This is a genomic window from Maribacter corallii (genome assembly GCF_047345415.1).
GTDB lineage: Bacteria > Bacteroidota > Bacteroidia > Flavobacteriales > Flavobacteriaceae > Maribacter_C.
Genome location: NZ_JBLFEP010000001.1, coordinates 468328 through 494381, shown reverse-complemented (window position 1 = coordinate 494381; position 26054 = coordinate 468328). Strand labels below are relative to the sequence as shown.

The window sequence follows — 26054 nt, the reverse complement described above, 5'->3', positions numbered from 1 at the left end:
CCATGCCCCATACGCATCATTCAGAATACCTTCAAATGGTTTCGCTATATATCAAAACCGTCACCAATGCCTTTATCGATGAGGATAAATTGCAAGAGGAATGGGAAACCTTAAACTACTTAAGCAAACCCGAATTGACCTTGGCGAAGATAGAGTACGGTGCTTTTGAGGCCTTATTAAAAAATGAAGGGATCGATGTGAGCTATTTTCCACGCGATGCACAATTATCTTTGGATAGTGTGTATTGTAGGGATGCATCTATTGCTACAGATTTTGGGATGATCATTTGTTCGATGGGAAAGGCCGATAGAAGAGGGGAGCCCGCAGCGCAGCGCAAGACCTTCATGGCCCATGATATTCCTGTTTTAGGAGTAATTGAATCCCCAGGAACCATTGAAGGAGGCGATGTAGCTTGGTTAAACGAAACCACTTTGGCCGTAGGGCATACTTACCGCACGAACATCGAAGGAATTCGACAATTGAAGCACTTGCTTGCCCCAAATGGTGTTCAGGTAATTGTGGCCGACTTGCCCCATTACAGGGGAGAGACTGATGTTTTTCATTTGATGTCGATATTAAGTCCAGTGGATAAAGATTTGGCAGTAGTGTATTCACCATTGATGCCGATTCGTTTTAGAACGTACCTGTGGGACCTGGGTTTTGAGCTGATCGAAGTACCGGATGATGAATTTGACAGTATGGGTTGTAACGTACTGGCCGTTGGGCCAAGAAAGTGTATTATGGTCGAAGGCAATCCGAAAACACGGAAGGCCCTTGAAAAGGCAGGTTGCGAAGTATTGACCTATAGCGGACAAGAAATCAGTGTCAAAGGGGGTGGCGGCCCAACCTGTCTGACCAGACCCCTGAAACGACGGAGATAAAAGACTACATATTCAAGTAAAATGCCTTGGTCAGTGCGATATATTCCTTGGTGTAGGTATGTCGCTTAATTTCAATGGTCAGCTCATCTTCCATCAGCTTGCCTTCCTTAAAACGGAATTCCAACAGGCTTCTTTTCAGTGCCGTCGAAGGATTTCCCCTAACTCTTAGGATGCTGCTGGGAAAAAGACCGAAAGAAGCAGCTAAGGTTACGAATTCGGCTTCCTCTTTAAAGGGAATGACCGTGGAGAAAAGCCCCTCGGGAGAAAGTAGTTTTGATGCACCCTCCAGCAATTCTTCAAAAGGTAAAGATCGATTTTGTCGCGCCCTATCTCTTGGTTCATTTCCGCTGGAAACGGCTTCTGTATAGAAAGGCGGATTGGAAATGATCAGGTCATAGGGTTCTTCAGGCGCTTCCAAAAACTCATCCAATCCGGCATGATAACAGAATAGACGATCCGCCCAGGGGGAAGCTTCGAAATTCTCGACACATTGTTCATAAGCCCCTTCGTCAATTTCAATTGCTTCCAGATTTTCTGCCGTACTTCGTTGTGCTAACATCAAGGAGAGAATCCCGGTACCTGCACCGATGTCCAATATAGCGTTCGGTTTATGATCTATGTTGGCCCAAGCACCTAGCAATACCCCATCGGTCCCGATTTTCATGGCGCACCGATCTTGGTGAATCGAAAACTGTTTGAATTTGAAGGGTTTACTCAATTGCGTTGTGCTGTTAGTTCGAGCGTAGGCGAGGACGATTTTTGTTAACCTCGTCTCGACTCCGTTCGGCGTGACTTTTTAGGTTATTGATTTAGTCGACCCGGCTCTCGTGTTTCCGAGCCTTCCAGTTCTAGAAGGGAATCCCCCAAGCGTGACCGCATGTCATTGGCCAGCAGTTTTATCTTGTCCACTATTTTAGGATTTTCCGCAGCGACGTTCTTGGTTTCACTGATATCGTTCACGACATCATAGAGTTCGATTTCTTCCATATCGATCATTCTATAGTCACCAGGCAACCCATCTTTGCCCAATTCTTGACCGTTCATGGTGCGATAACGATGCGGGAAGTACAGTTTCCATTTTCCATATCGCACTCCGAACAATTCATTGACGCGGTAGTAAAAGAAATAAGCCTCTTGTGGACTTTTGCTCGATTCGCCGTTCAGCACACGCCAAACACTTTTTCCGTCAATGGTTTTTTCAGGTAATTTGGCCTCTGTTATTTCGGCAATTGTAGGTAGCATGTCTATTGCCATGACCGGGGTGTCCAAAACGCGACCGGGTTCTAGTTGTGCCGGGTACTTCATAATGAAAGGTTCTCTTTGTCCACCTTCCCAGGCCGTGCCTTTTCCTTCCCTTAGGGGGAAAGCACTCCCGGCATGGTTTCCGTAAGAGAGCCAAGGACCATTGTCGGAAGTAAAGATGACGATGGTGTTTTCTTCCAGCCCATTGCTTTTCAAGGCATCGATGATCTGACCTACTGACCAATCGATTTCCATAATGACATCGCCATATAGCCCCCTGTTCGATTTCCCTTTGAACTTATCCGATACGAACAGCGGTACATGAGGTTGCGGATGGGGCACGTACAAAAAAAACGGGTTGTTCTTGTTCCGATTGATAAAATCGACACTTCGTTCCGTGATTTGAGTGGTGAGTTGTGACTGCTCGACGAGGGTATCGATAATGGTCTCATTTTCGTACAAGGGCAGATCGGGAAAGTTGAAAATGGGCCCCTGTTGTGGATGAAAAGGCCACATATCATTGGAATAGGGTATGCCAAACCACTCATCAAAACCATGTCTTGTGGGCAAGAATTTTTTATGATGGCCGAGATGCCACTTTCCATAAATGCCGGTCTTATATCCTTGGGCCTTCAGCATTTCGGCCATTGTAGTTTCCGAGGCGTTGATCCCATGGGTATTGTCAGGGCCTAGGGCATTGTGAATGCCGATACGATTGGGGTAGCAACCTGTCAAGATTCCTGCCCTTGAAGCGGAACACACCGCTTGGGCAGAATAGTAGCTGGTCAGCTTGATACCATCGGCTGCCATTTGGTCAAGATTTGGCGTGGCAATATCCTGCGCACCGAAGACACCAACATCTTGATACCCCTGGTCGTCCGTAAAAATCAACACCACATTGGGTGGCCCTTTTACGTCTTTTTCGACCGCTTCAGGTTTGCACATGGCAAAGACCAAAACCAGTAAAATGAGCAATGATCGAACTAAGGTATGAGACATGAGGTATATTTTTTAGTTGAGAATGATTTCATCGATAAAGATCCAACTTTTTCCACCAGGATTCGGGTGCCATGACGGATTTTTTAATGGACTTCGTATTTCAACTTTGACATATTTTGCCTGAGTAGGGGGGATTTCGATATCAAAGAATTTGAGGGCGACCGAATTGTTCGGTTCTTCTTTAGGGAATTGCAGGCTCTTGATTCGTTTGAATTGTTTTCCGTTATCCGAAACGTATACCTGCAGTCCTACGGGATAGAAAATCCAACTGGTAGGCGCGGAGAGTGCACCTACTGAGACGGTCGAAATCTCCTTAGGTTCCTTTAAGGTCAGGGTAGTACTGAAATGACTTCCCTCATAACCTAGCCAATTTCCATCGACAAAGTTGGTGGACCCCCTTTTTAAATCGACCAAGGTCTTGCCAAATTGACCTTTGTACTTTTCATTAGGTGGGGTATTCAAGGAAACATCGGCATAATCTACAGCAGTAGTCTTAAAGCTTTGTGTATTTACTTCACTTGATTTCCAGCCCTCTTTAAAGACCATCGCACTTACGGTGGTGGACTCTTTTATGGTAAAAGGTCCTTTGTACGATAAGGCGGTACTGTCCGGTAAGGTTCCGTCAAGGGTGTAAAATATTTTCGACTCTTCAAAAGTGTTTTCCAATGCAATTTGCAGTGAATCTTTAAAGAACGTGGTAGCGGCTACTATGGTTGGGGCTGATAGGGTCACGGATTTGAATGCATCTTTGGGAATATGTTGAACGGCAATATCGGGAAAATCAGATTGAAATCTTTCCGTTGTCGTAGGGGTAACCTGTGTTTGGTACAGATAAAGGGATTTCAAACCGGGCATTTTTTCGGCGATTTCAAAAATTTGATCGCTGATCGCCGTTCCATATAGATTTAGCGATTCTAAGTATGGAAGTTCCTTGAATATTGCTACTGACTCGTCTGTGATTCTTGTATTTTGCAGTTGTAATTTGGTCAGATTTTCGAAACGGCCGATCCATTCAGAAAGGGTATCGTTCATTGCCGAATTTCCCAAATTCAGTTCGACAATGTTTTCGGCATGGGTGTCAAGAAGTTCAAGTTTTTCCTCGAGCTCCTCCTTCTCACCGAAGAGACTGGCGATTAGCAAAGGATTGCCCTCTTCCAGTGGATATGCAGTAATGCCAAAGGTCTTTAATTCTGCAAGCCATGATTCTGGAACTGCATCTACTTCTTTTGCAATCATGGCACGCGGGGAGTCATCTTCCTCTAGGCTTGCTAAAACCACCTCCAATTTTTCTGAAGTGTTCAGGTCTTTGGTCTTGCAGTTCAGACAATGGTCATTGGTAATCCACCATTCGAGTAAGGTAATCTCTTCAGGGGTCAACTGTACTTTTCCTTTGGGGGGCATATGCTCCTCATCTTCAACGGGTAGGTGTATGCGATGGACGAGGAGTGGTTTTCCGTCGATGGAATCGAACACGCTTCCTGAATCACCGCCCTTCTCCAAATCCTGTGCAGTGGTCATAAGGAGTCCTCCCTTGATTTTTCCCTTGTTATGGCAACTTACACATTTGGCATTCAAAATGGGCTGAACGATTTCTGCGTGTACCTGTGCTTCGGCAACATCTTTGATGATGATGTCGTCAGGGGCCGTATCTCGAAAGAGATAGTCCTCACCATGGGTCATATTTCCTCCATAATGTCCCGTTGCGGCTATTAAAATCAGAACAATAACGAAAACGGGTATGTACAGCTTTTGGGCAACTATCGACTCAGACCGTTTTAAAAAAAACAGTACCATAGTGGTCACCGTAAACGCCACAGCCATCCACCGGTGCAAAAAGAGCAGGTCTTCGTCAAATCCGCCTTCTTCGCCCAAGAGCCATCCGGTTCCTAAAGAAAATAATGCGGTTACTGCTGCGGTGGCTAGTGTAAAGGAAACAATTTCATTGATAGACAGCTTCGGCTTAAAATGACCATAGATCTCCAAAGCAAATGCCAAGAGGATGATGCCGATGGGCAAGTGCACCAAAAGCGGATGAAAATGTCCTATTTGAATAGTCAGTATCAACATGAGGCGAATTAGGCTAAAATGTCTTTCACAAGGTGCCCTTCGACATCAGTCAGCCTAAAACGTCTGCCTTGATATTTATAGATGAGTTTTTCGTGGTCTATTCCGAGCTGATGTAGCATTGTCGCTTGAAAGTCATGCACGTGCACCGGGTTTTGAACGATATTATAACCGAATTCATCCGTTTCACCATAGACCATACCCGGTTTGATACCTCCTCCGGCCATCCACATTGTAAAACATCTCGGATGGTGATCACGTCCGTAATCGGTGTCGGTCAGTAGCCCTTGTGAATAATTGGTCCGGCCAAATTCCCCGCCCCATACGACCAAGGTGTCTTCCAACATGCCCCGTTGTTTTAGATCGGCAATCAGGGCTGCCGAGGCTTGGTCAACATCCTTCGCCTGTTTCTCGATGGCATTCGGGAGGTTGTCATGTTGGTCCCATCCCATGTGATACAATTGGATAAAACGAACATTTTGCTCCGCCAGTCTTCGAGCCAATAGGCAATTGGCCGCAAACGTACCTGGAATTTTTGCATCGGCGCCATACATCTTATAGATATAGTCCGGTTCCTTTTCGGTGTTCATGACTTCCGGCACCGATGTTTGCATGCGATAGGCCATTTCATATTGGGCAATTCGACTTTGAATTTCCGGGTCCCCCGATTTTTGGTAGTGCTGGTCGTTCAGCTCTGCTAATTGATCCAACATGGCACGCTTGGTGCGTTTGGTGGTTCCTTCTGGATCATTGAGATACAATACCGGGTCTTTTGCGGCCCTAAATTGTACCCCTTGGTGCAACGAGTGTAAAAAACCGTTGCCCCATAGTCGGGTGTAAAGCGGTTGGCCATTGGGTCTGCCCGATCCCCTGGATAATAATACCGTAAATGCAGGTAGGTTCTCATTTTCACTGCCCAGACCGTAACTCAACCATGAGCCGATACTTGGTCTGCCCGGCTGCTGCGAACCTGTCTGAAAGAAGGTGACGGCCGGATCATGATTGATCGCTTCGGTATACATGGATTTGATGATACAAATGTCATCGACCATTTTAGCTGTGTAAGGCAAAAGATCACTGATCCAAGCTCCGCTTTTTCCGTATTGATTGAATCCGAACTGTGATCCCACCAAGGGAAAGCTATCCTGTCCTGAAGTCATTCCGGTCAGGCGTTGGCCATTGCGAATCGACTCGGGTAAATCTTCGCCTCTTCTTTTGTTTAAGGTGGGTTTATAATCAAAAAGTTCTAACTGTGACGGGCCGCCGCTCTGAAACAGATATATCACCCGTTTCACTTTGGCATTGTGGTGTAACGAGTTCAAGATACCCTGTATTCCGCCAGCACCGGAGTCGGCCATTAAGAGTCCGTTCTTGTCCTTCCGATAACAGCTCACTCCCAATAACGATCCCAATGCGACCCCGCCAATACCTAAGGCGGACTTTCCTAAAAACGCCCTTCGGTTCAGTATTAGAGATCGATCTTCAATAATTTTCTTTTCGCTCATATGCTATCCTCTTGTAATGGTTTCGTCGAGATTCAAAATGGTATGTGATGTCAAGGAAAGGGCTGCCAGAACCTTCTTGTCTATAGCTTCGGGAACCTCATAGGTTCCGATTTTTAAATAGTCTTCAGGGCGCACTTCCTCTTCTTGTACTTGTGCCAGCATTGCATCATAATACTTCGAAAGACTTTCCAGTTCCGACGGGCTTGGCAACCGGCTTGTGGCCCGTTGAAAAACATAGGTAATCTGTGCCTCAATAGATTGTTCTTGGGTTGTAAGGGCGTTTAAGGCCAATACCCGAGAAGCTTCGATGACCTGCGGATCGTTCAATAATACCAAGGCTTGTAATGGGGTGTTGGTCTCTTGTCTTTTGACCGAACATATATCCCGAGACGAGGCATCGAAGGTCATCATATTGGGTGGGGGTACAGTGCGTTTCCAGAACGTATAAAGACTTTTTCGATACAGATCCTCCCCTGTACTTTGAATGTATGAAGCCGTGCTGCCACCCCCGCCGCCTGTGGTTTCTTCCCAAATACCTTCCGGTTGATAGGGTTTGACACTAGGGCCGCCTACCTCTTTGTTTAAAAGCCCGCTTACTGCTAAGGCTTGATCCCGTATCATCTCAGCGGAAAGGCGCAACCGGGGTGCCCGGGCCAACAATTTATTTTCGGGATCTTTTTCCAACAATTCCGGGGTTACAGTGGTGCTTTGCTGATAAGTGTCCGAAAGGGCAATATATTTCAGCATTTCGTTGATGTTCCATCCTTCATTTTGGAATTTGAGCGCCAAATAATCCAATAAATCAGGATGTGTTGGTAAGGCTCCTTGATTACCAAAGTCGTTCGAGGTGCTTACGATACCCGTGCCGAACATGCGCTGCCACAAGCGATTGACCGCAACGCGTGCGGTCAATGGATGCTCTTTTTCAAACAGCCACTGTGCAAGACCCAAGCGATTTTTGGGATGTTCCTCAGCATAGGGAAGAACGGCTTCCGGGGTTTTCGGAAAGACTTCCGTGGTCGGTCGGTCATAAGCTCCACGGTCCAAAATAAATGATTGTCTGGGCTTTTCCATTTCTTTCATCACCATGACCGGCACTTCCTTTAAGGGACTTTTTTGAAAGTTGATAAAGTCCAGTATGCCGTTCGCATCTTTTTCGGAGACTGTGATATAGGGTTCGGGTATCGCATCAAGGCTTGGCATCAAACCAACTTCCGGAACGTTGTTGAAAAAACTAAAAAGCTCAAAATGTTCTTCTTGGCTTACGGGATCGTATTTGTGGTCGTGACATCGTGCACATTCCAGGGTAAGCCCTAAAAAAGCAGTGCCTAAGGTATTCGTACGGTCCGCTACGTATTCCGTTCGGTATTCTTCGGGAATGACCCCTGCCTCACCCGTGATTTTATGATTGCGATTGAAACCAGTTGCCAGGATCTGCTCCATAGTGGCATTGGGCAATAAATCTCCTGCCAGCTGATAGGTAACGAACTCGTCATAGGGCAAATTTTCCTTAAAGGCATGAATGACCCAATCACGCCACGGCCACATGATGCGTTCAAAGTCATCCTGGTACCCATGAGTATCGGCGTAACGGGCGATATCCATCCATTCGGCGGCCATATGTTCAGCATGGTCCGTACTGGCCAATAAGGCATCGATATGTTTTTCGAGTGCATCCTCCGAATTGTCGTTTAAGAAATGCTCCAACTGTGCTGCTGTTGGTGGAAGGCCCGTTAGGTCAAAGGAAATGCGTCTGAGTAACTTTTCAGGAGCGGCCTTTTCGCTAGGCGCAAGACCATTTTGTTGTAATTTGGCATAGATGAAATGATCGATTTCATTCGTTCCCCAATCGTCTTTTTTTTCTGGGACCTCAGGGAGAACGGGGGGGCTGAATGCCCAGTGCGGTTTGAATTCGGCTCCTTGTTCCACCCATTTGGTCAAAAGGGCTTTTTCGTAGTCGGATAGATCCAGGTTTGATTCCGGGGGCGGCATTTGTAGATTGGTATCTTCGGAATAGATGCGCTCGACCAAGGTACTTTGTTCGGTATCTTTCGGAACGATGGCAAAGTGGTCTTTCTGCTCGCCCAACGCTTTATATGCATCCTCGGCAGTAAAAAGGGACAAATCACCTTCAATCGCGTTCTTATCAGGGCCGTGGCATTTAAAGCACCGATCGGAGAGGATGGGTTTCACGTCAAAGGTAAAATCGACCACCTCGGGAAGGGTTTTCGTGTTTTCATTTACTGAGACCAGTCTGCCCGATTGGGTGTCCGTGTTACAGCTTGCCGTAAGCAATGCGATAAACAAGGCTAGTTTTATGTGCGGCCGTAATAATGGACTGCGATAAAAGCGTAAGGACATAGAGACTTTTTTAGTGCCGATTAATGCCCTGAATTTACGCAAAAATGAAGTTTTTAATGCGTTTTTTTAGCTGAATGCCCCATTCTAGGCTACCAAGGTGGGATTATCATTTACGAGCCTAAGGAATCGAATCTGTATCGGGTAGAATGGTACAGCGTTCCACAGCGGACAGTATGCTCGGTTAACTCCCTTGAAATAATAGGAACGCAGTACTCTCGGAAATCCTATGAAAAACTATTGTATATTAATTGGATGATAATCCTCAATTTAAAATATACCCTATGAAGAATACTATCGATCAAGCAGGACGACGAAAGTTCATTTCGAAATCCTCATTAGCAACTGTGGGTATGGCTTTGTCAGGCTCTTCCCTTTTTAGTGCCCCGGCAATTTTGAAGCATTACCGAAAACCCTATTCCGTAATCAATGGTGTTCAGATCGGGGTGATTACTTATTCTTTCAGGAGTATGGATGATCAAAGTGCGGAGGCCACCTTAAAGTATATTTTGGATACGGGAATTAATGCGATTGAACTGATTGGGGATCCGGCGGAGGTTTTTGCAGGGAGACCCGATAACCCGATCGATATGCGTGCTATGTGGGGCCTGACCAGCAAGAAAAGAGATGGTGCGATCACGGACGAGGAGCAGAAGGAGTTGGCAGACCTGTCTGCCCAGCTCGAATCATATAAAAAGCAGGTGTCGCAATGGCGTATGACCGCGGATATGGATAAATTCCGACAATTTCGTAAAATGTACAATGATTCGGGGGTCACTATCTATGCATTCAAACCGAGGAATACGTTCGGAAAAGACAATTCCGATGCGGACATCGAATGGGGTATGAAGGTAGGAAAGGTGCTTGGTGCAAGTCATGTAACCGTTGAGCACCCCAGTGACGATGTTCATACCATGCGGCTGGGAGGACTTGCTAAAAAGAACGGAATCCATATCGGATATCACGGTCATGAGCAGCAAACCCCCACCTTGTGGGATACTGCATTGCAACAATCCGATTACAATGCCTTGAACCTTGATTTGGGGCATTATGTGGCTGCCGGTAATTCAAAACCATTGGAGATTATCATGACCAAACACGATCGTATCAAGAGTATGCACCTGAAGGACCGTCAAACCCCGGAACACAATAAAGGAAACCTTCCATGGGGTCAGGGTGATACACCCATAGCCCAAGCGCTGCAAGTTATGCGAAACAACAACTATGGGTTTCCCGCAACCATTGAATTGGAATACAAGGTGCCCGAAGGTTCGGATGCAATAGTTGAGGTAAGAAATTGTCTGGGCTTTTGTGAACGAGCTTTGAAGTAAATCAACGTTTATGAGGTCTTGATGATACGGTTCAGAAGCCTGTCTTTTGTTTCTGGCAGATAGCTTCGGCCAATCGTATACCGAATACCGCCAATCTCTAAACTATTTCCTTCAATCACGTCTACCTTATCCAAGGCTACCGTGAAAGATCGATGAATTCGCATAAATTTATCCGAGGGCAGTTCTTCGGTAAAGCTACATAGGGTTCGATGCACAATATATTTGGAAGCACTCGTGATAATTCGAATATAGTCTTTCAAGCTTTCGACGACCATGATTTCATCTAGGTATATTTTCTGGAGTCTTTTCTTGTCTACTTTTACAAAAATATGCCCCCTGGTAGGCATCGACTGGAGGTCGTCGTTTCCCACGTTCCTTAGTTTTATGATTCGATTCACCGATTTCAAGAATCGAGGGAACGGAATGGGTTTTATCAAATAGTCTATCGCTTCGAGTTCGTAGCTTTGAAGCGCATATTTTTCATGGGCCGTCGTGATGATGACCTGAGGTTCGATAGTCATGCTCTTTAGAAAATCAAGACCACTGAGCAAAGGCATGTTGATGTCCAAAAATATGATATCAACAGCATTGTTCTGAATATAGGATTGTGCTTCTATTGCGTTTGAAAACGTTTTTTCCAACTGTAATTCCCCGACCTTTTCAATGTAATTTTTGAGTACATTGATGGCTAAGGGTTCGTCATCGATTATTATTGCTCTCAATACCATTATACTTTCAATTTAAGATTCACACGATACTTATCTTCCTGTTCAAAGATTTCAAGGGCGTAATCTTTAGGGTCGTAACCCAGTTCCAATCTTTTTTTGACATTCGAGAGTCCAATGCCACTATTCTCCAAAAATTCAGGCTTTGACACCCCCTTTGTAGGAATGGTGTTCGATACTTTAAAATACAAAAAATCATCGACTACTTTGGCGTCAATACAAATATCTACTTTTCCGATACTTTTATTCGCCCCGTGCTTAAAACAATTTTCAACTAAAGGAATGAGTAGCATGGGGGCGATTTTCTTGTGCTCCAATTCACCCGATATGGCCACATCTATTTGAAGGGAGTCATCAAAACGGATGCGCTCGAGGTCGATATAATTTTGAATACTATCCAATTCATTTTTTAAATCCTGCCGGGGCTTATTGGTCGAATAAAGTAAATACCTCATGAATTCTGAAAGTTTGAGGATGACCGCGGGGGCTTTATCCGATTTTTCAAGGGTCAGTGAATAAATGTTGTTCAGGGTATTGAAAAAGAAATGTGGAGAGACTTGAGATCGTAAGAACTTGAGCTCGGTGGTCAGTTGTTCTTTTTCGAGCATGTGTATTTTGTCATTTTCACGCATCCAGTCCAAAGTGATTTTCAAGGCTGTCACAAAAGAAACCACGTAAAACTCTCCAATAACCGTTTCCAGGGCATATTTAAAAGTGAGACCATCGAGGACATCGATAACCACATTTGGCCAATAACCATTGCTCAAGATCAAGTAAGTCACCTCGTATTTGACAAGCAAAATCACGAGTAAAGAGAGGGCCAAAAAAAATCCGTAGCGCACATACTTTTGCGTGTAAATATATTTAGGCATCAAATAGTACAAATTGAAATAGGTAATCGCTATGTGCAGGGGAAACTCAATTAAATTGGTCTTTAATGCGCCATCAAGATCGTCATTTAGGCCGGTCCACCGCAGGACGTTGAAAATAAAGTAAGCGACCCAAAATACAACGTGGTGCTTGTAACTGAGGTCATATCCCTTATGTCTTAAATACTCGTTCAATTTGCTATTGGTCAACATTCCTAAGCGCTATAAATTATGGTTTCTATCGACGACCAGTGGTTATTGGTCTAATATTATTTGCGTTCCAAGGTAGAATAAAATACTTTAATTAAGTCTTAATGGGACGGACGCAAAAAGTACGGAACAATTACCAAGTATCAAAAATGAAAGCAAACAAAGCAGTATTGCGAAGGATGTTTTGGAGTGCATGTGCGATGTTACTTATAGTCACTACGCATACTTTTGGTCAAAGCGTCCCTAGGACGTATGTGGCCTATAAGGCGATTGGTGATTTTGTGATAGATGGTCGGGCTGAAGAAGTGCCATGGCAAGCAGCGCAGTGGTCAGATAAGTATATTGACATCGAGGGAACGAAAGCGCCCAAGTACGCCACTCGTATGAAAATGACCTGGGACGATCGGTATTTGTATTTATTTGCAGAATTGAAGGAGCCTCACATCTGGGGGGATTTAAAACAAAAGGATACAATCATTTTTTATAATAATGATTTCGAGATTTTCATTGACCCTGATGGAGATACCCATAACTACTACGAATTTGAAATGAATGCCCTGAATACGATTTGGGACTTGTTTTTGTCAAAACCCTATCGCAATCACGGTAAAATTTTAGGAGGATGGGATTTTAAAGGATTAAAGTCAGCGGTGCATCATGACGGTTCTTTGAACGATCCTTCCGATGTGGATGAAGGCTGGTCTGTTGAAGTGGCGATCCCTTGGTCATTTGATACCGCGCCAGGCGGTACGACCCAAGTTCCTGAAAACGAATTCTGGAGAATGAATTTTTCTAGGGTCAATTGGGATTTTGATCTTGTCGACGGAAAATATGCAAGGAAAAAGGACCAACAGGGGACATTTTTGCCTGAATACAACTGGGTCTGGTCGCCTCAAGGGGTTATCAATATGCACGAGCCAGAGCACTGGGGGTATGTCTATTTTTCTACTGATGAGCCGGGTAACGAAACCTCGTTTGAAATTCCAAAAGACGAGCACCTGAAATGGTACCTGTACGAACTGTTTCGTGCCTATTCGAAATCTGGAGAAGCGAAAATGGTGGAACAAGAAAAAATAATTTTAAATCGGGTCATATCCCCAAAACTATCCAAATATGCCTATGGCTGGACTATTTGGGTAAAGAGTCCTTTTACAAACCAAAAATTGAGTATTAAAGAAGATGGCAAATTTGAAGTTAGTGATAATGAACAAAGGTGAATTGTTGAAAATGGTTCTGGTGCTAACACTCTTTTTGGCGCTGGCCTCTTGCCAGACAGACCAGAAAGACAAAATGGAAATAACGGCCGAACTTGTCCAAGAAAAATCGCCCTTCAAGTTTTGGACTTGGATTACCGCCAAGGCGGAACGAACGGATGATTCCTATGCGGAAGAGTTCGCTAAGTATAGCTATAACGGTATCGATGCCATTTTGATCAATACGCATGCCGATACGAAATTACTATCGCGTTTGGTGCCAATAGCCAAGCGTTTTAATTTGGAGGTGCACGCATGGATGTTCACTATAAACCGGCCAGGTGATTCCATTGCCGCACAGCATCCGGAATGGTATGCCATGAGTCGCGATGGTAAGTCGTGCTATGATAATCCGCCCTATGTGGGCTATTATAAATGGCTGTGTCCTACACGGGAAGCGTCAAGAAATCATATTTTAGGCCTAGTCGAAAATCTCGCAAAAGTGGATGGTATTGCTAGCGTGCATTTGGACTATATCCGATATTCCGACATCTTTCTTCCTATCAGTCTTTTGCCTAAATATGACTTGGAGCAGAATGAGGAACTCCCGCAATTCGATTTTTGCTATTGTGATGTTTGCGTGAGTGAATTCGAAAAATTACACGGTAAGAATCCAAGGGATTTCGAGAATCCCGGTATTGATATAGAGTGGAAAAATTTTCGGTTGAACAAGGTGAAGGCCATTGTAGATGATGCTTATGAAATTGTACATGAGAATAACAAAATATTGACTTCGGCCGTATTTCCCTATCCTGAAATGGCGGGCCATATGGTGCGTCAACGATGGGATAAGTGGAATGTGGATGCCGTTTTACCCATGATCTACAATAGCTTTTATCACGAGGATGTGGAATGGATCGGGTATGCTACCAAACAAGGTGTACAAGATTTGGCGGCAAAAGACACCGAATTGCATACAGGCATCTACGTGCCTGAAATGACTTCCGAGGAAGTGGGCGAGGCAATCGCCTTGGCCAAGGCAAATGGGGCTTCCGGCGTTTCTTTCTTCGATGGCCCAGCAATAGATGACGAACAATGGGAGGTCATCAAGGGTTTTGAGAAGGATAGTGATTGATCAGTAGCTACCTAGCTCCCATGGTATTTCGCAATAGTTTACTTCCTTTATCCATTCATTCCTAAGCAAATTAGCTAAAGAAAAATAAATCCGTTAAAAAGGAAATTTCTGCTCGGCTATTTCCGAAATAGGATGGAATGTCAGTTATCTGGCTTTTCAAAATTGTCGTTGGTCGAATTTTCTCTACGGTCTGACAAGATTTTGCAAAATTGAAAATTACAATCAAAAAACTAATAACGAACTAAATCAAACTTGTATGAACAAAAAAATCACTCAATTAGTAACAGTTGCAGCATTGCTCTTCCTTCAGGGAGTGCTAGCGCAAAGTACCACGGTTACGGGTACGATATCCGATACGTCAGGCGTGCCATTGCCGGGCGTTAATGTTGTGGAGAAAGGCACGAACAACGGTACATCCACCGATTTTGACGGAAATTACAGTATTGCCGTTTCAAGTCCTTCAGCCACTTTGGTATTTTCCTCATTGGGCTACGGTACTGCCGAAGTACCTATCTCGGGGCAATCAACGGTAAATGTGTCATTAGATGAAGACGCATCGCAGCTTGATGAGGTAGTAGTTACCGCACTTGGTATTAGTAGGGAAAAGAAATCCCTAGGGTATGCCGTGACCGAAGTACAGGGAGCCGATGTGGCCTTGGTGAAAGAAGCGAACGTCATAAGTTCTTTGGCGGGTAAAGTAGCTGGGGTCGTTGTTTCAAGAACGACATCAGGACCCGGTGGAGGTACCCGGGTCGTGATTCGTGGAAACAATTCTATTACAGGAAATAATCAACCGCTATATGTGGTTGATGGAGTTCCTATCGATAATTCCGCACTAAGCGCTCCCGACGGGGCCGGAGAGTTCAATATTCCGGATTTGGGTACCGGTATTTCCGATATCAATCCTGATGATATTGAGTCGATGTCCGTGCTAAAAGGGCCGAACGCTGCAGCACTCTATGGTTCGCGCGCTAGTAACGGTGTGATCATTATAACGACAAAGAAAGGAAAGTCAGGTACTGGTCTAGGGGTGTCCATTACCTCAAGTGCTACCTTTGAAGACCCCATGGTGCTTCCGAAATACCAGAATCAATACGGTCGAGGAAGCGATGGTATTTTTCCACAAATCAACCCTGATGACCCATTGGCTACACAGGTAAATGTTGTAGCCGGTTCTGGTTCTTGGGGCCCACGATTCGATGGTTCATCGCAGCTGGCCTATAATGGGCAACAAAGACCTTATATTGCTCAACCCGACAATGTGAGGGATTTCTTTGAGACAGGAACAAGTTTTGTCAACACCGTGGCTTTAAGCGGTAGCAGTGCAAAATCGTCGGTTCGATTTTCCTATACCAATTCCGATATTGATGGAATACTGCCCAATTCAGGAATTCAAAGAGATAACTTTAATTTGAGGGCTTCGACCAACTTGTCGGATAAACTCAGTCTAGATACCAAGATTACCTATTTCCTCCAAAAAGCGAAAAACAGGCCGAATCAAGGTACCGAAGGGCTTGCCGCCTATTTATATCCATTGGCGAGAAATGTTAATGTCGAAGATTTAAAGACCTTTCAGAATATCGAAAATGCGATAGATCCCGCAAACCCCTTCAGGGTCATTGCGCCAACGGCATCAGGTGGAAACCCATACTGGATTTCATTCAATGACTTCAACGGGGATAGAAGATCTAGAATCACGGGTCTGGCCAAACTGCAATATCAATTTACGGATTGGTTGTCGGCTTTCGCGAGGGTCGGTACTGATGCAATTTCGCAGGATACGGAGAGTATTACGAAAACAGGGCACCATTTTGTGTCCAACGGTCGAATTCGCTACACTTCCAATGATAGAAGCGAAACCAACTATGATGTCTTGTTTATGGTCAACAAGGATATTTCCAGCAAATTCAACATTAACGCGAATATTGGGGCAAATGCGCTTCGATTCGGTCGAATTCGCTCAACTTCTTCCGGGGAACGTTTTAAAATTCCAGGAAGACCCTTTTTGGACAATACCGAAGAGATATTCGCAGAACAGACTGCGCGTATACGAAAGAGTGTGAACTCCGTTTATGGATCAGCGTCATTGGCATATGATTCTACCTTTTATCTAGATGTGACAGGAAGAAATGATTGGTCGTCGGCATTGGCAGCGGAAAACCGTTCGTACTTCTACAATTCCATTAGTATGAGTATTCTTTTGAATCGCCTTTTCAAGCTAGAAGGTGGTGCCATTGATTTGTTAAAGATTCGGGGAAGTATTGCCAGTGTGGGTAACGATACCGATTCACAGCAATTGGTCAATGTATTCAAAATTGCGGCAAATGGCTTTTTGGATAATGTTACGGTAAGCAGGCAAAAAACCTTATTTAGTGAGAGTCTATTGCCGGAAGATGTAGAGTCCACTGAAATCGGACTTGAATTCAGTGCTTTTAAAAACCGGTTCTATGGTGATTTTTCATATTATGACATCAGTTCCAAAAATCTGATTTTCGATGTGCCTCTAGATGCTGGTACCGGATTTGACGATTTTAGGACCAATGTGGGGGAGATTACCAATAAAGGATTCGAAATCTTAATTGGGGGTACCCCGATACAGACCCAGAACTTCTCTTGGGACATTTCAGCGAACATCGCTAAAAATGAAAACAGATTGGTGAGCCTTATTGATGGGCAAGATTTCTTCCAGTTCAGTAATACGAATTCAGGAACGGTCACCACAGTAGCTCGAGTTGGGGAAGGGTTTGGAGATATTGAAGCAACCACTTTTTTACGTAATGATGCCGGTCAATTGATTTTAACGGCCGAAGGTAGGCCGCAAGCGACTACGGAACGGGAGAAGGTTGGAAATTACCAGCCCGATGCTACCGGCGGTTTGACCAATACGTTTACCTATAAAGGCTTTACCCTGAATGCCCTGATCGATTTTAGAATTGGTGGAGAGGTGTATTCAGGTACCGATGCCGCCCTGGATGGCACAGGTGTTTCTGAACGATCCCTTGAGTTTCGAGATGGGGGTATTCTGGTAGAAGGCGTAGTCCAAAATGAAGACGGAGAAACTTTTTCTCCAAATACGGTAGCGATTTCAGCCCAAGACTATTGGGGTGCCGTGAGCAATATCGGTTCGGAGTATGTTTATGATCAAACGAATGTGAGATTGCGGGAGTTGAGTTTGACCTATGCCCTGCCCAAAAAGTTCTTGAAAGACACCTTTATACAAGGAGTTTCGATGAGTGCTGTGGGTAGAAATTTGCTATTTTTATATAAAAACGTTGATAATTTCGATCCTGAGTCCAGCTACTCTACTTCCAATTTTGCGCAGGGTGTCCTTTTCTATGCATTGCCGACTACGAGGAGTATTGGACTTACATTGAATGTTAATTTTTAATATTGTTATGATGAAAAAAATAAGAAAAATTCTAATGGGCTTTTTGTGTTTGGCCGCTTTAGCATCGTGTACCGATGATTTTGATGAAATAAACACGGATCAAAATGGCTTCCTTGCGGATGAAGTGAGTGCGAAGTTCTTTTTGACCGACACACAGTTTAAACTGTACTCTCCCGATAGGTTTCCCTATTGGAGGGCGCACTTGATCCATGCGGATCGATTTGCAGGTCATTTTACTTTTGGACACAATTCTTCATGGTGGGCCGATGAACTCTGTTATGATTATAACGCCGGATATACAGATGCTACTTTCGGCTGGATGGCAGGTTATTTAGGCAACATCAAAGGGTTTACTGATCAAGTGAAGGAAGGTGCGGAGCTTGAAAACGAATACATGTATGCGATGGCCTTGATTATCAAGGGGCTGTATTATCAAATGTATACGGAAACGTTTGGTATGGTTCAATTCACCGAGGCCGGACAAGAAAATATTTTAACGCCTAAATACGATACGCAAGATGTGGTCTATCAAGGCATCTTGGATGATTTGGATGAGGCCATGGCCATCATCGGCTCAACTGAACGAACCGGTATCGGAGTTGATGATGCTGGGGAAAACGATATCTATTGTGGGGGTGATCTGCAGCAGTGGAAGCGTTTGGCCAATACACTTAAATTGAGAATAGGAATGCGCACTATAGGCGCGCCAGGAGAGAGTTTCGCGGCGAACGCGATCAGTGAGGCCTTAGCAGCCCCACTTTTAGATGATGCCAGTGGCAGTGTGGTCATGAAAAAGGATTTTGTGATCAGTCAATGGGCCGCAGCTGCCTATGGCGATATCTGGTACAACTTCGGGGGAGGCTCCGATTGGACGGTGAGCGATGTGTTGATCAATCTTCTGCAAGAGAATAATGACCCCAGATTAGCGGTCTATGCAAAGCCGGCAAAAGGGGGTAGCTTTTCCTTTATAGACAATCCGGAAACCCCGGATCCAAACTATCAGGAACGATTGGATTTTGTCATTGCCAAACTAGATGAATCGGGTGCCGAGTATACCATGACTACTGCGGATGGGGAAACGATATTAGAAGTGGCTTCAGGGCAGTTCATAGGACAACCTGTACGAACAAACGGAGATACGTACCCCTATATGCGTTATGATATGTACAGCACACCAAGTGAAAAAGTGATACAGCAAAAGGGATCACAAGTAGATGCGTATCCTGAGATTATTTTGAGTAGTGCAGAGTCTTATTTCCTTCAGGCGGAGGCGGCGTTGAAAGGCATGTCCGGCGCTGATGGTGATCCCCAAGCCTTGATGGCAAGTGGTATTAAAGAAGCGATGAAGCTATGGGGAATTTCCGAAGGTGACGCTGATATTTATATCGCAAGTGCTCCCTTGGCGGATATCTCAGTGGGAACGCTGGATGAAAAACTTGAAAAAGTAGCCACCCAAAGATGGTTGGCAAGTTATACGGACGGCTTCGAGGCCTGGTCCATAGTTAGAGAGACAGGATACCCTAGTCAGCTTGCCGCTGGCGTGTCAAATCAAACTATTTATGGTTTAGGAACGCTGAACGGAAAATATCCGCAGCGATTACGCTATGGTTCAGGCGCCCAAGACAATCCTAATTTCGCCGATGTGGCACCGATACAAGGCGAAGATATGCAAGGTACGACCCTGTGGTTCGCACAGTAACTTAATTTGTTGAGTTAGTTTTGAGTTAGTTCATGAATGAGGAGGGGAAACCCTCCTCTATTTTTTGTGTAAGTTCGCACGTCCTCAATGGAGGAAGCTAATTGAAAACTGATAAGAAAATGTATTTTTGAATAGAGACACTTCATCTCTGAGGTTCAAACCTAAAATGTGATTCAGACCCGTAAATCAAAAGTGATGGCCGCGTATCGACGCTTTGATCTATATTGTGTAGTACTGTCTTTGTTATTGATGGGCGCTTGTAGCACCAAAGAGTCCACTTATCTATTTCAAGAGGTACCGAGTAGACACTCCAATATTGACTTCGTTAATCATATTCCCGAAAATGAATTGACCAATTCTTTTGTATACGAATATGTCTATAATGGCGGGGGTGTTTCCATAGGCGATGTCAATAATGATGGTCTCGAAGATATTTACCTGACGTCCAACCTTAATGACAACCAGCTTTATCTCAACAAAGGAAATCTAGAATTCGAGAAGATAACCGAAATCTCCGGGGTTAGGGGTAAAAAGGGCTGGACTACAGGAACGACCATGGTAGACATTAATGCAGATGGCTTGTTGGATATTTACCTGTGCAAATCCGGGCCCTATGGTAAAGCTTCGCTACTGGAAAATGAATTGTATATCAATCAAGGCATTAATGAAAACGGTATTCCCACCTTTGAGGAAGCGGCAAAGGCCTTTGGTATAAACGATACGAGTTATTCGATTCAGGCAGCCTTTTTCGATTTTGATCTCGACGGTGACCTAGACATGTATTTGATGAACCATAACCCTCAGACCTTCAGTGCAGAAGCCAGTCGAGAGGCTTTTTCCCAGTTAGGGGATAAGTTTTATAGTAATGAAAATGGTGTATATGTTGATAAAACGAAAGAAGTCGGCATCTATTCCAATGCAATTTCCTACGGCCTTGGTTTAGGGGTAAGTGATATGAATTTAGATGGATGGCCCGATGTGTACGTATCCAATGACTATGATGAAAGAGACTATTTGTATATCAATCAAAAGAACGGTACGTTCAAAGAAGTAGTCAAGCAAGCCACCAATCATATATCAAACTTCTCAATGGGAAATGATATCGCCGATTTTGATAATGATGGCTTTGTGGATGTTATCACCCTCGACATGGTATCGGAAGATAATTACGGGATGAAAACAAGCATGGCCAGCATGAATCCTGAGAAATTCGAGAATAATGTGGCTCAAGGAAAGCATTATCAGTACATGTACAACGCCTTGCAAAAACATAGTACCCATATTGATTCTACCGGTATCCCTTTCTTTTCGGACGTGGCGCAAATCAGTGGAATTTCGAATACCGATTGGAGCTGGGCGCCTTTACTAGCTGATTTTGACAATGACGGACTGAAAGATATTTTTATATCCAATGGTATTAAGAGGGATTTTCGAAATAAAGACTTCTACAAGGGTATGCAAGAGTTTAAAAGGGCAAACCCAGATGCACTCTCTAATCCTGAAAAAATCAATTCATTGGTCAACAGAACCCCACATCGCCCTCAGCGCAACTACTTTTATACGAACAAAGGGGGGCTAAGGTTTGAGAACGTTTCTGAGAAATGGGTGCAAAATGCGGCTAAGGACTACTCCAATGGAGCGGCATATGCGGATCTTGACAACGACGGAGATCTTGATTTGGTCATCAACAATGTAGATAAGAAAGCGCAAGTCTTGGAAAACCATTCCGATCAACGGCAAACAAATTTTATGCAAGTGAGTTTAAAAGGGATGCCGAAGAACAATCTTGGAATAGGAGCCAAAGTTCTGGTATATACCGAGGGCGGTAAGCAATTGTATGAAAACTACCTCACACGGGGCTACCAATCTTCTATATCCCCGAGGTTGCATATAGGTTTGGGAAAGGAAAGTAAGGTGGACTCCTTGATTGTATACTGGCCTCAAGGGGAAAGGCAAAAAGTATCACAAATTGAGCCCAATAAACACCTAACGGTTACCTATGATTCAAAGAAGATAACGCGCAAGAAGCAAAGGGAGGTATCCAAGATGTTCGAAAGCTTGGCCTTGGATATTCGTATGAACCATGAGGAAAATGATTTTGACGACTATGACAAGCAACTGTTATTGCCCCATAAATTATCGCGGTTTGGACCATCTGTCGCGGTGGGCGATATAAATTCGGATGGCCTTGATGATATTTATTTGGGACAGAGCACTGGTACGGCGTCAACCCTGTATAGTCAATTGCCTAACGGACAATTCAAGATACACCAGACCTTTTTAAAGGACTCGATCTTTGAAGATGTGGCCTCGCAGTTTTTTGATTTTGACAATGATGGAGACCTGGATCTTTATGTCGCCAGTGGGGGGAATGAATTTGAAGCGAATTCCCCAAATTATCGCGATCGTTTATATGAGAATACCAATGGGCAATTTGTAAAAAGATTGGATTTGCTGCCGGATAATCTATATATCAGTAGTTCTAAAATACGTATCGCCGACTATGATAAAGATGGCTTTGAGGATCTTTTTGTGGGTGGAAGACATATTCCTGGTGATTATCCAACGCCACAAACCAGTTATATTCTGAGAAACGAAGCCGGTAAGTTTCGAAACGTCAATACGGAAGCGGCACCTGAATTGAAAAGCATTGGTCTGGTAACCGATGCGTCATGGACCGATTTTGATTCGGATGGGGATACCGATCTGTGTATTGTAGGCGAATGGATGTCACCCACTTTTTTCCGAAATGAGAACAATACCTTCAAAAAAGTAAAAGACCAAGTCTTGGATAGCCTTTCAGGCTGGTATTACTCCGTGAAGGCCTTTGATATCGATAATGATGGCGATGATGACTATATCTTGGGTAATTTAGGGGAGAACTATAAATATAAAGCCAATACCGATGAGCCGTTTGAGTTGTATTATCATGATTTCGATGCCAACGGAAACAAAGACCTGGTCTTGGGGTACTACAATTTTGGCGATTTATTCCCAGTTCGCGGAAGGGAGTGCTCATCTCAGCAAATTCCTACCATAAAACAAGTAATGCCCACCTATGATGAATTTGGGAAATCGACCCTTCCTGAAATTTATGGAGGTGATAAACTTCAAAATGCATTGCGGCTATCTAGCTATAATTTTAAAAGCGGGGTTTTGAAGAACAACGGAAGTGGGCGTTTTGAATTCATACCTTTTCCTGATATGGCTCAACTCTCTTCCATTAATGACATGGTCATAAAAGATTTGAATGGCGATGGACAAGAAGATTTGATTGTCGCTGGTAATATGTTTGGTTCGGAAATCGAAACGCCACGCAACGATGCGGGTTATGGCTTGGTGCTGATCAATCAAGGAATGGGTGCCTTTACTCCATTGAATGCCAGTACCACCGGATTGCATCTGTCCGGTGATGTGAAAATAGTACAAACCATAACTATAGATGGAGCTACTTGTCTTTTGGCCGGTAGCAATGCTGAGAAACTGGAAATTTTTGAGCTAAACCGTGACTAGTCCAAATACAAATCGACCAGCCCATCGGGCGTAGTCACATGAATCACCTTCTGCTCTCGGTCCACTTTGGCAATAATGTCATCACTGATGGGGATCAATAGCTCTTTTTCGTCTTTCAAGACCTCAAAGAGGGCTTGTGAAGTGGTATCGTTCACACTTTGAATGACTCCGATATCGCCGTGGATGCTATCGAGCACCCTGAAACCGATCACCTCGTGAAAGTAGAATTTATTACCGGTAAGTTCCGGCAAAAAGGAAAGTGGCAAATAGAGTTCTGAACCCATGATCTTGTCGGCATCATCCTCTGAGTTCACTTCCTCGAAATCGATGCGCAGCAACTGTGATTTGTGCAAGCGGCATTTGCGAATAAAAAATGGAATCAGATTGTTGCGCAGGGCAACAAAAACTGATTCCATATTATCGTATAATTCGGGTTCGTCCGTATCGATTTTCACCAATACTTCACCCTTAAAACTGTATTTCGAAACGATTTTGCCTAGGTAGAAACAGTCTTCCTTTCGCATCGTTCCTAAAGTATATTATTCTTCCTCAGAGGATGCAGCAGGTGCTGCCTCTTCTTTTTTAGGTTCTTCCTTCGACGGAGCCTCTTCAACAGCTGGCGCTTCTTCAGCAACAGGAGCTTCTTCAACCACAGCTTCCGCAACTTCTTCGCTTGCGGCCTCGGTAACTTCGATTTCACCTTCAACCACCTCAGGGGTTTCTGGTAATTCTGCTTCCGCAGCTGCGATGGCACGTTTTTCGTTTACCTCTTTTTCAGCTTTTAAAGCAGCGGCTTTAGCTTCTGCCTTGGCTTTGTCCAATCCACCTACTTTGGCAGCAACTGATGCTTCTTTTTCTTTTAACCAAGCGTCGAACTTTTCTTCCACTTGCTCTTCGGTCAAAGCTCCTTTTCGCAAACCACCTAACAAGTGATGCTTCAGAAGAACTCCTTTATAAGACAATATCGCTCTAGCAGTGTCAGTTGGTTGCGCACCGTTCTGTAACCACTGAACTGAGTTGTCAAGATTTAATTCGATTGTTGCTGGGTTGGTATTCGGATTGTAGATTCCTAATTTCTCCAAGAATTTACCATCTCTTTTTGCTCTAGCATCTGCTGCTACGATCCAATAAAATGGTTTTCCTTTTTTACCGTGTCTCTGTAATCTAATTTTAACTGGCATATCACATTAATTTGTAGGGTGCCCGACCCTGATTATTAATTCATTTTGTCCCAAACGGGCTGCAAATATACTTCAATTTCCATTATAGGCAAGAACTTTATTGGGTTACTTCACTCCCTATCGGCCAATTGATCTATGCCTGGTTTCAATTTTGATTGGTGCAACGCTTTTATCGAATCTACTTTTTGTAGGATTTCAGGGTGTTTTTGAGCAATATCGAACTGCTCTCCCGGATCGTGGCTGAGGTTATAGAGCAATGGAGGGTCATGTGCCAGGCGCTCCCCAAACTCTCCGTAGGCCCCTTGCGTGAAGAAATGCGCTTTGAAATCCCCATGGCGAACAGCATATATTTCTGTGCCCCGGTAATAGATAAGACTTTTTCTGGGACTTTCTTTTCCTTGAAGCAAGACAGTGCTTAAATCATGACTGTCAAGAATTCGGTCTTCGGGGAGCGGTGCGCCTGCCATACTGCTAAAGGTGGCGAACAGGTCCATAGTTGACCCCATCTCAGTGACGAGCCCGGGGGCGATTGTACCGGGCCCCCAGAAGATACCCGGTTCGCGCATACCGCCTTCCCAAGTGGTGCCTTTTCCTGCCTTTAGCAATCCCGCAGAACCACCATTTAGCTTAAAGGGGAGCCAGGGTCCGTTGTCCGAGGTGAACACCACAATGGTATTCTCGGCCAACCCTTCATCTTTTAATGTTTTGATGATTTTGCCGACGCCATCATCGATTTCTTGCAAGACATCACCGTAGAGTCCTCTCTCGCTTGTGCCCTTGAACTTATCCGATGCGAACAGAGGAATGTGGGGCAGGTTGTGGGCCAGATAAATAAAGAAAGGCGCTTCTTTATTCTCTTTGATATATGAAACGGCCTCATGGGAATACCGGGTGGTGATGTTATTTTGATCCGCAGGTCTTTCAATGATTTCCGTATTGCGGAGCAAGGGTACATTGAAATGTTCGGTCTTAATGGAATCGTTGGGTTGTTGCCAATAGTCCCAGTACGGTAATAGCCCATCGACCATGTCCATATCATTGGAATACGGGATGCCGAAGTAATAGTCAAACCCATGATTTGTTGGGAGGTATTGTTCCTTATGGCCCAAATGCCATTTTCCAATAGCTGCGGTGCGGTATCCGACTTTTTTCAATTGTTCGGCGAGCGTGATTTCGGAAGCGGGTAGGCCATTTTTCGAATCAGGGAACAATACCCGATGTGTATTGCTCGCCATTCCGCTACGAACCGGAAGTCTTCCGGTCAAAAGAGCAGCCCTACTTGGGGTGCAGACACTAGCGCCCACATAGAAGTTGGTCCATTTTTGACCTTCTTGAGCCATACGGTCTAAGTGAGGGGTTTTGATGGTGGGATGGCCATAGGCTCCCAAATCCCCATAGCCGAGATCATCGGCAAAGATGACAATGAAGTTGGGTGTTCGGTTATCCGGGGTGGTCGTATCGGTTTTTTTTTCTTCTGCATTACAACCTATGAGAAGTAGGGCGAATAGCATTAAGTGGATAATGGTAGTTTTTTTCATAATTGAACCTTGGGTTTCCCTAAATATAGGTAATGTTCCCAATATTCATGAATTCGAAATTGTGGCGTTAATAACTCCTAACAACTCCCCTTTTTCAAACTGCACCTTTTCCGTATTTTTAGGGGTACTTTTTTGAAGTCGGAAATTCCAATGGTCAAGCCGAAAATTTCAATGTTAAGGGTTTGAAATTTGGAATTTCGTTTTTTATAATTCGACACGAGTA

Annotated in this window: 17 protein-coding genes; 7 read left to right on the top strand and 10 right to left on the bottom strand. The window is 44.3% G+C overall.

The window, feature by feature from the left end; translation table 11 throughout:
• Nucleotides 1–2: 2 nt before the first annotated feature.
• Entirely contained in the window at nt 3–881 is an 879-nt protein-coding gene (locus tag ACKWCA_RS02245; protein ID WP_413976507.1) for a dimethylarginine dimethylaminohydrolase family protein, read from the top strand.
• 4 nt (nt 882–885) lie between these two features.
• On the opposite strand, the gene ACKWCA_RS02240 is transcribed toward ACKWCA_RS02245, so the two are convergent.
• The 5 genes from ACKWCA_RS02240 to ACKWCA_RS02220 form a co-directional block, all read right to left on the bottom strand.
• Nucleotides 886–1545: a tRNA1(Val) (adenine(37)-N6)-methyltransferase gene (locus ACKWCA_RS02240; protein WP_413976506.1), complete on the bottom strand. Its 660-nt coding sequence runs from the start codon at nt 1543–1545 to the stop codon at nt 886–888.
• 137 nt (nt 1546–1682) lie between these two features.
• The gene (locus ACKWCA_RS02235; RefSeq protein WP_413976505.1) at nt 1683–3122 is read right to left on the bottom strand and encodes a sulfatase family protein; all 1440 of its coding nucleotides are present in this window, start codon (nt 3120–3122) and stop codon (nt 1683–1685) included.
• Nucleotides 3123–3134: 12 nt separating this feature from the next.
• Complete coding sequence (locus tag ACKWCA_RS02230; RefSeq protein ID WP_413976504.1) at nt 3135–5189, bottom strand: FN3 associated domain-containing protein; 2055 nt, start codon at nt 5187–5189, stop codon at nt 3135–3137.
• Nucleotides 5190–5197: 8 nt separating this feature from the next.
• Entirely contained in the window at nt 5198–6691 is a 1494-nt protein-coding gene (locus tag ACKWCA_RS02225; protein WP_413976503.1) for a DUF1501 domain-containing protein, read from the bottom strand.
• A 3-nt stretch (nt 6692–6694) separates the two neighbouring features.
• Nucleotides 6695–9052 carry a PSD1 and planctomycete cytochrome C domain-containing protein gene (locus ACKWCA_RS02220; protein ID WP_413976502.1) on the bottom strand — a complete coding sequence of 786 codons (2358 nt, stop codon included), beginning with the start codon at nt 9050–9052 and terminating at the stop codon, nt 6695–6697.
• A gap of 281 nt (nt 9053–9333) precedes the next feature.
• On the opposite strand from ACKWCA_RS02220, the gene ACKWCA_RS02215 reads away from it, so the two are divergent.
• Entirely contained in the window at nt 9334–10380 is a 1047-nt protein-coding gene (locus ACKWCA_RS02215; RefSeq protein ID WP_413976501.1) for a sugar phosphate isomerase/epimerase family protein, read from the top strand.
• Between the two features lie 8 nt (nt 10381–10388).
• Here ACKWCA_RS02215 and ACKWCA_RS02210 read toward each other — a convergent pair whose 3' ends face one another.
• The gene (locus ACKWCA_RS02210) at nt 10389–11108 is read right to left on the bottom strand and encodes a LytR/AlgR family response regulator transcription factor (RefSeq protein ID WP_413976500.1); all 720 of its coding nucleotides are present in this window, start codon (nt 11106–11108) and stop codon (nt 10389–10391) included.
• Nucleotides 11108–12187 (bottom strand): sensor histidine kinase, encoded by a 1080-nt coding sequence (locus tag ACKWCA_RS02205; RefSeq protein WP_413976499.1) that lies wholly within the window; start codon nt 12185–12187, stop codon nt 11108–11110. Before ACKWCA_RS02205 ends, ACKWCA_RS02210 begins: the two co-directional genes overlap by 1 nt.
• A gap of 146 nt (nt 12188–12333) precedes the next feature.
• On the opposite strand from ACKWCA_RS02205, the gene ACKWCA_RS02200 reads away from it, so the two are divergent.
• The 5 genes from ACKWCA_RS02200 (at nt 12334) to ACKWCA_RS02180 (ending at nt 23112) form a co-directional block, all read left to right on the top strand.
• On the top strand, nt 12334–13401 hold the full coding sequence (locus ACKWCA_RS02200) for a carbohydrate-binding family 9-like protein (protein ID WP_413976498.1): 1068 nt from the start codon (nt 12334–12336) through the stop codon (nt 13399–13401).
• Nucleotides 13388–14512 carry a glycoside hydrolase family 10 protein gene (locus tag ACKWCA_RS02195; protein ID WP_413976497.1) on the top strand — a complete coding sequence of 375 codons (1125 nt, stop codon included), beginning with the start codon at nt 13388–13390 and terminating at the stop codon, nt 14510–14512. The genes ACKWCA_RS02200 and ACKWCA_RS02195 overlap by 14 nt, the downstream gene beginning before the upstream one ends.
• Before the next feature lie 256 nt (nt 14513–14768).
• Nucleotides 14769–17900, top strand: a complete 3132-nt coding sequence (locus ACKWCA_RS02190; RefSeq protein ID WP_413976496.1) for a SusC/RagA family TonB-linked outer membrane protein — start codon at nt 14769–14771, stop codon at nt 17898–17900.
• 7 nt (nt 17901–17907) lie between these two features.
• Nucleotides 17908–19599, top strand: a complete 1692-nt coding sequence (locus ACKWCA_RS02185; protein ID WP_413976495.1) for a SusD/RagB family nutrient-binding outer membrane lipoprotein — start codon at nt 17908–17910, stop codon at nt 19597–19599.
• 168 nt (nt 19600–19767) lie between these two features.
• Nucleotides 19768–23112 (top strand): VCBS repeat-containing protein, encoded by a 3345-nt coding sequence (locus ACKWCA_RS02180; protein ID WP_413976494.1) that lies wholly within the window; start codon nt 19768–19770, stop codon nt 23110–23112.
• Here the strand turns inward: ACKWCA_RS02180 and rimM are convergent.
• From rimM to ACKWCA_RS02165, 3 genes are all read right to left on the bottom strand, one after another.
• Nucleotides 23109–23636 carry a ribosome maturation factor RimM gene (gene rimM, locus ACKWCA_RS02175; RefSeq protein ID WP_413976493.1) on the bottom strand — a complete coding sequence of 176 codons (528 nt, stop codon included), beginning with the start codon at nt 23634–23636 and terminating at the stop codon, nt 23109–23111. The genes ACKWCA_RS02180 and rimM overlap by 4 nt on opposite strands.
• Nucleotides 23637–23651: 15 nt before the next feature.
• On the bottom strand, nt 23652–24293 hold the full coding sequence (locus ACKWCA_RS02170) for a 30S ribosomal protein S16 (RefSeq protein ID WP_413976492.1): 642 nt from the start codon (nt 24291–24293) through the stop codon (nt 23652–23654).
• Between the two features lie 110 nt (nt 24294–24403).
• The gene (locus ACKWCA_RS02165) at nt 24404–25831 is read right to left on the bottom strand and encodes a sulfatase family protein (RefSeq protein WP_413976491.1); all 1428 of its coding nucleotides are present in this window, start codon (nt 25829–25831) and stop codon (nt 24404–24406) included.
• Nucleotides 25832–26054: the final 223 nt, after the last annotated feature.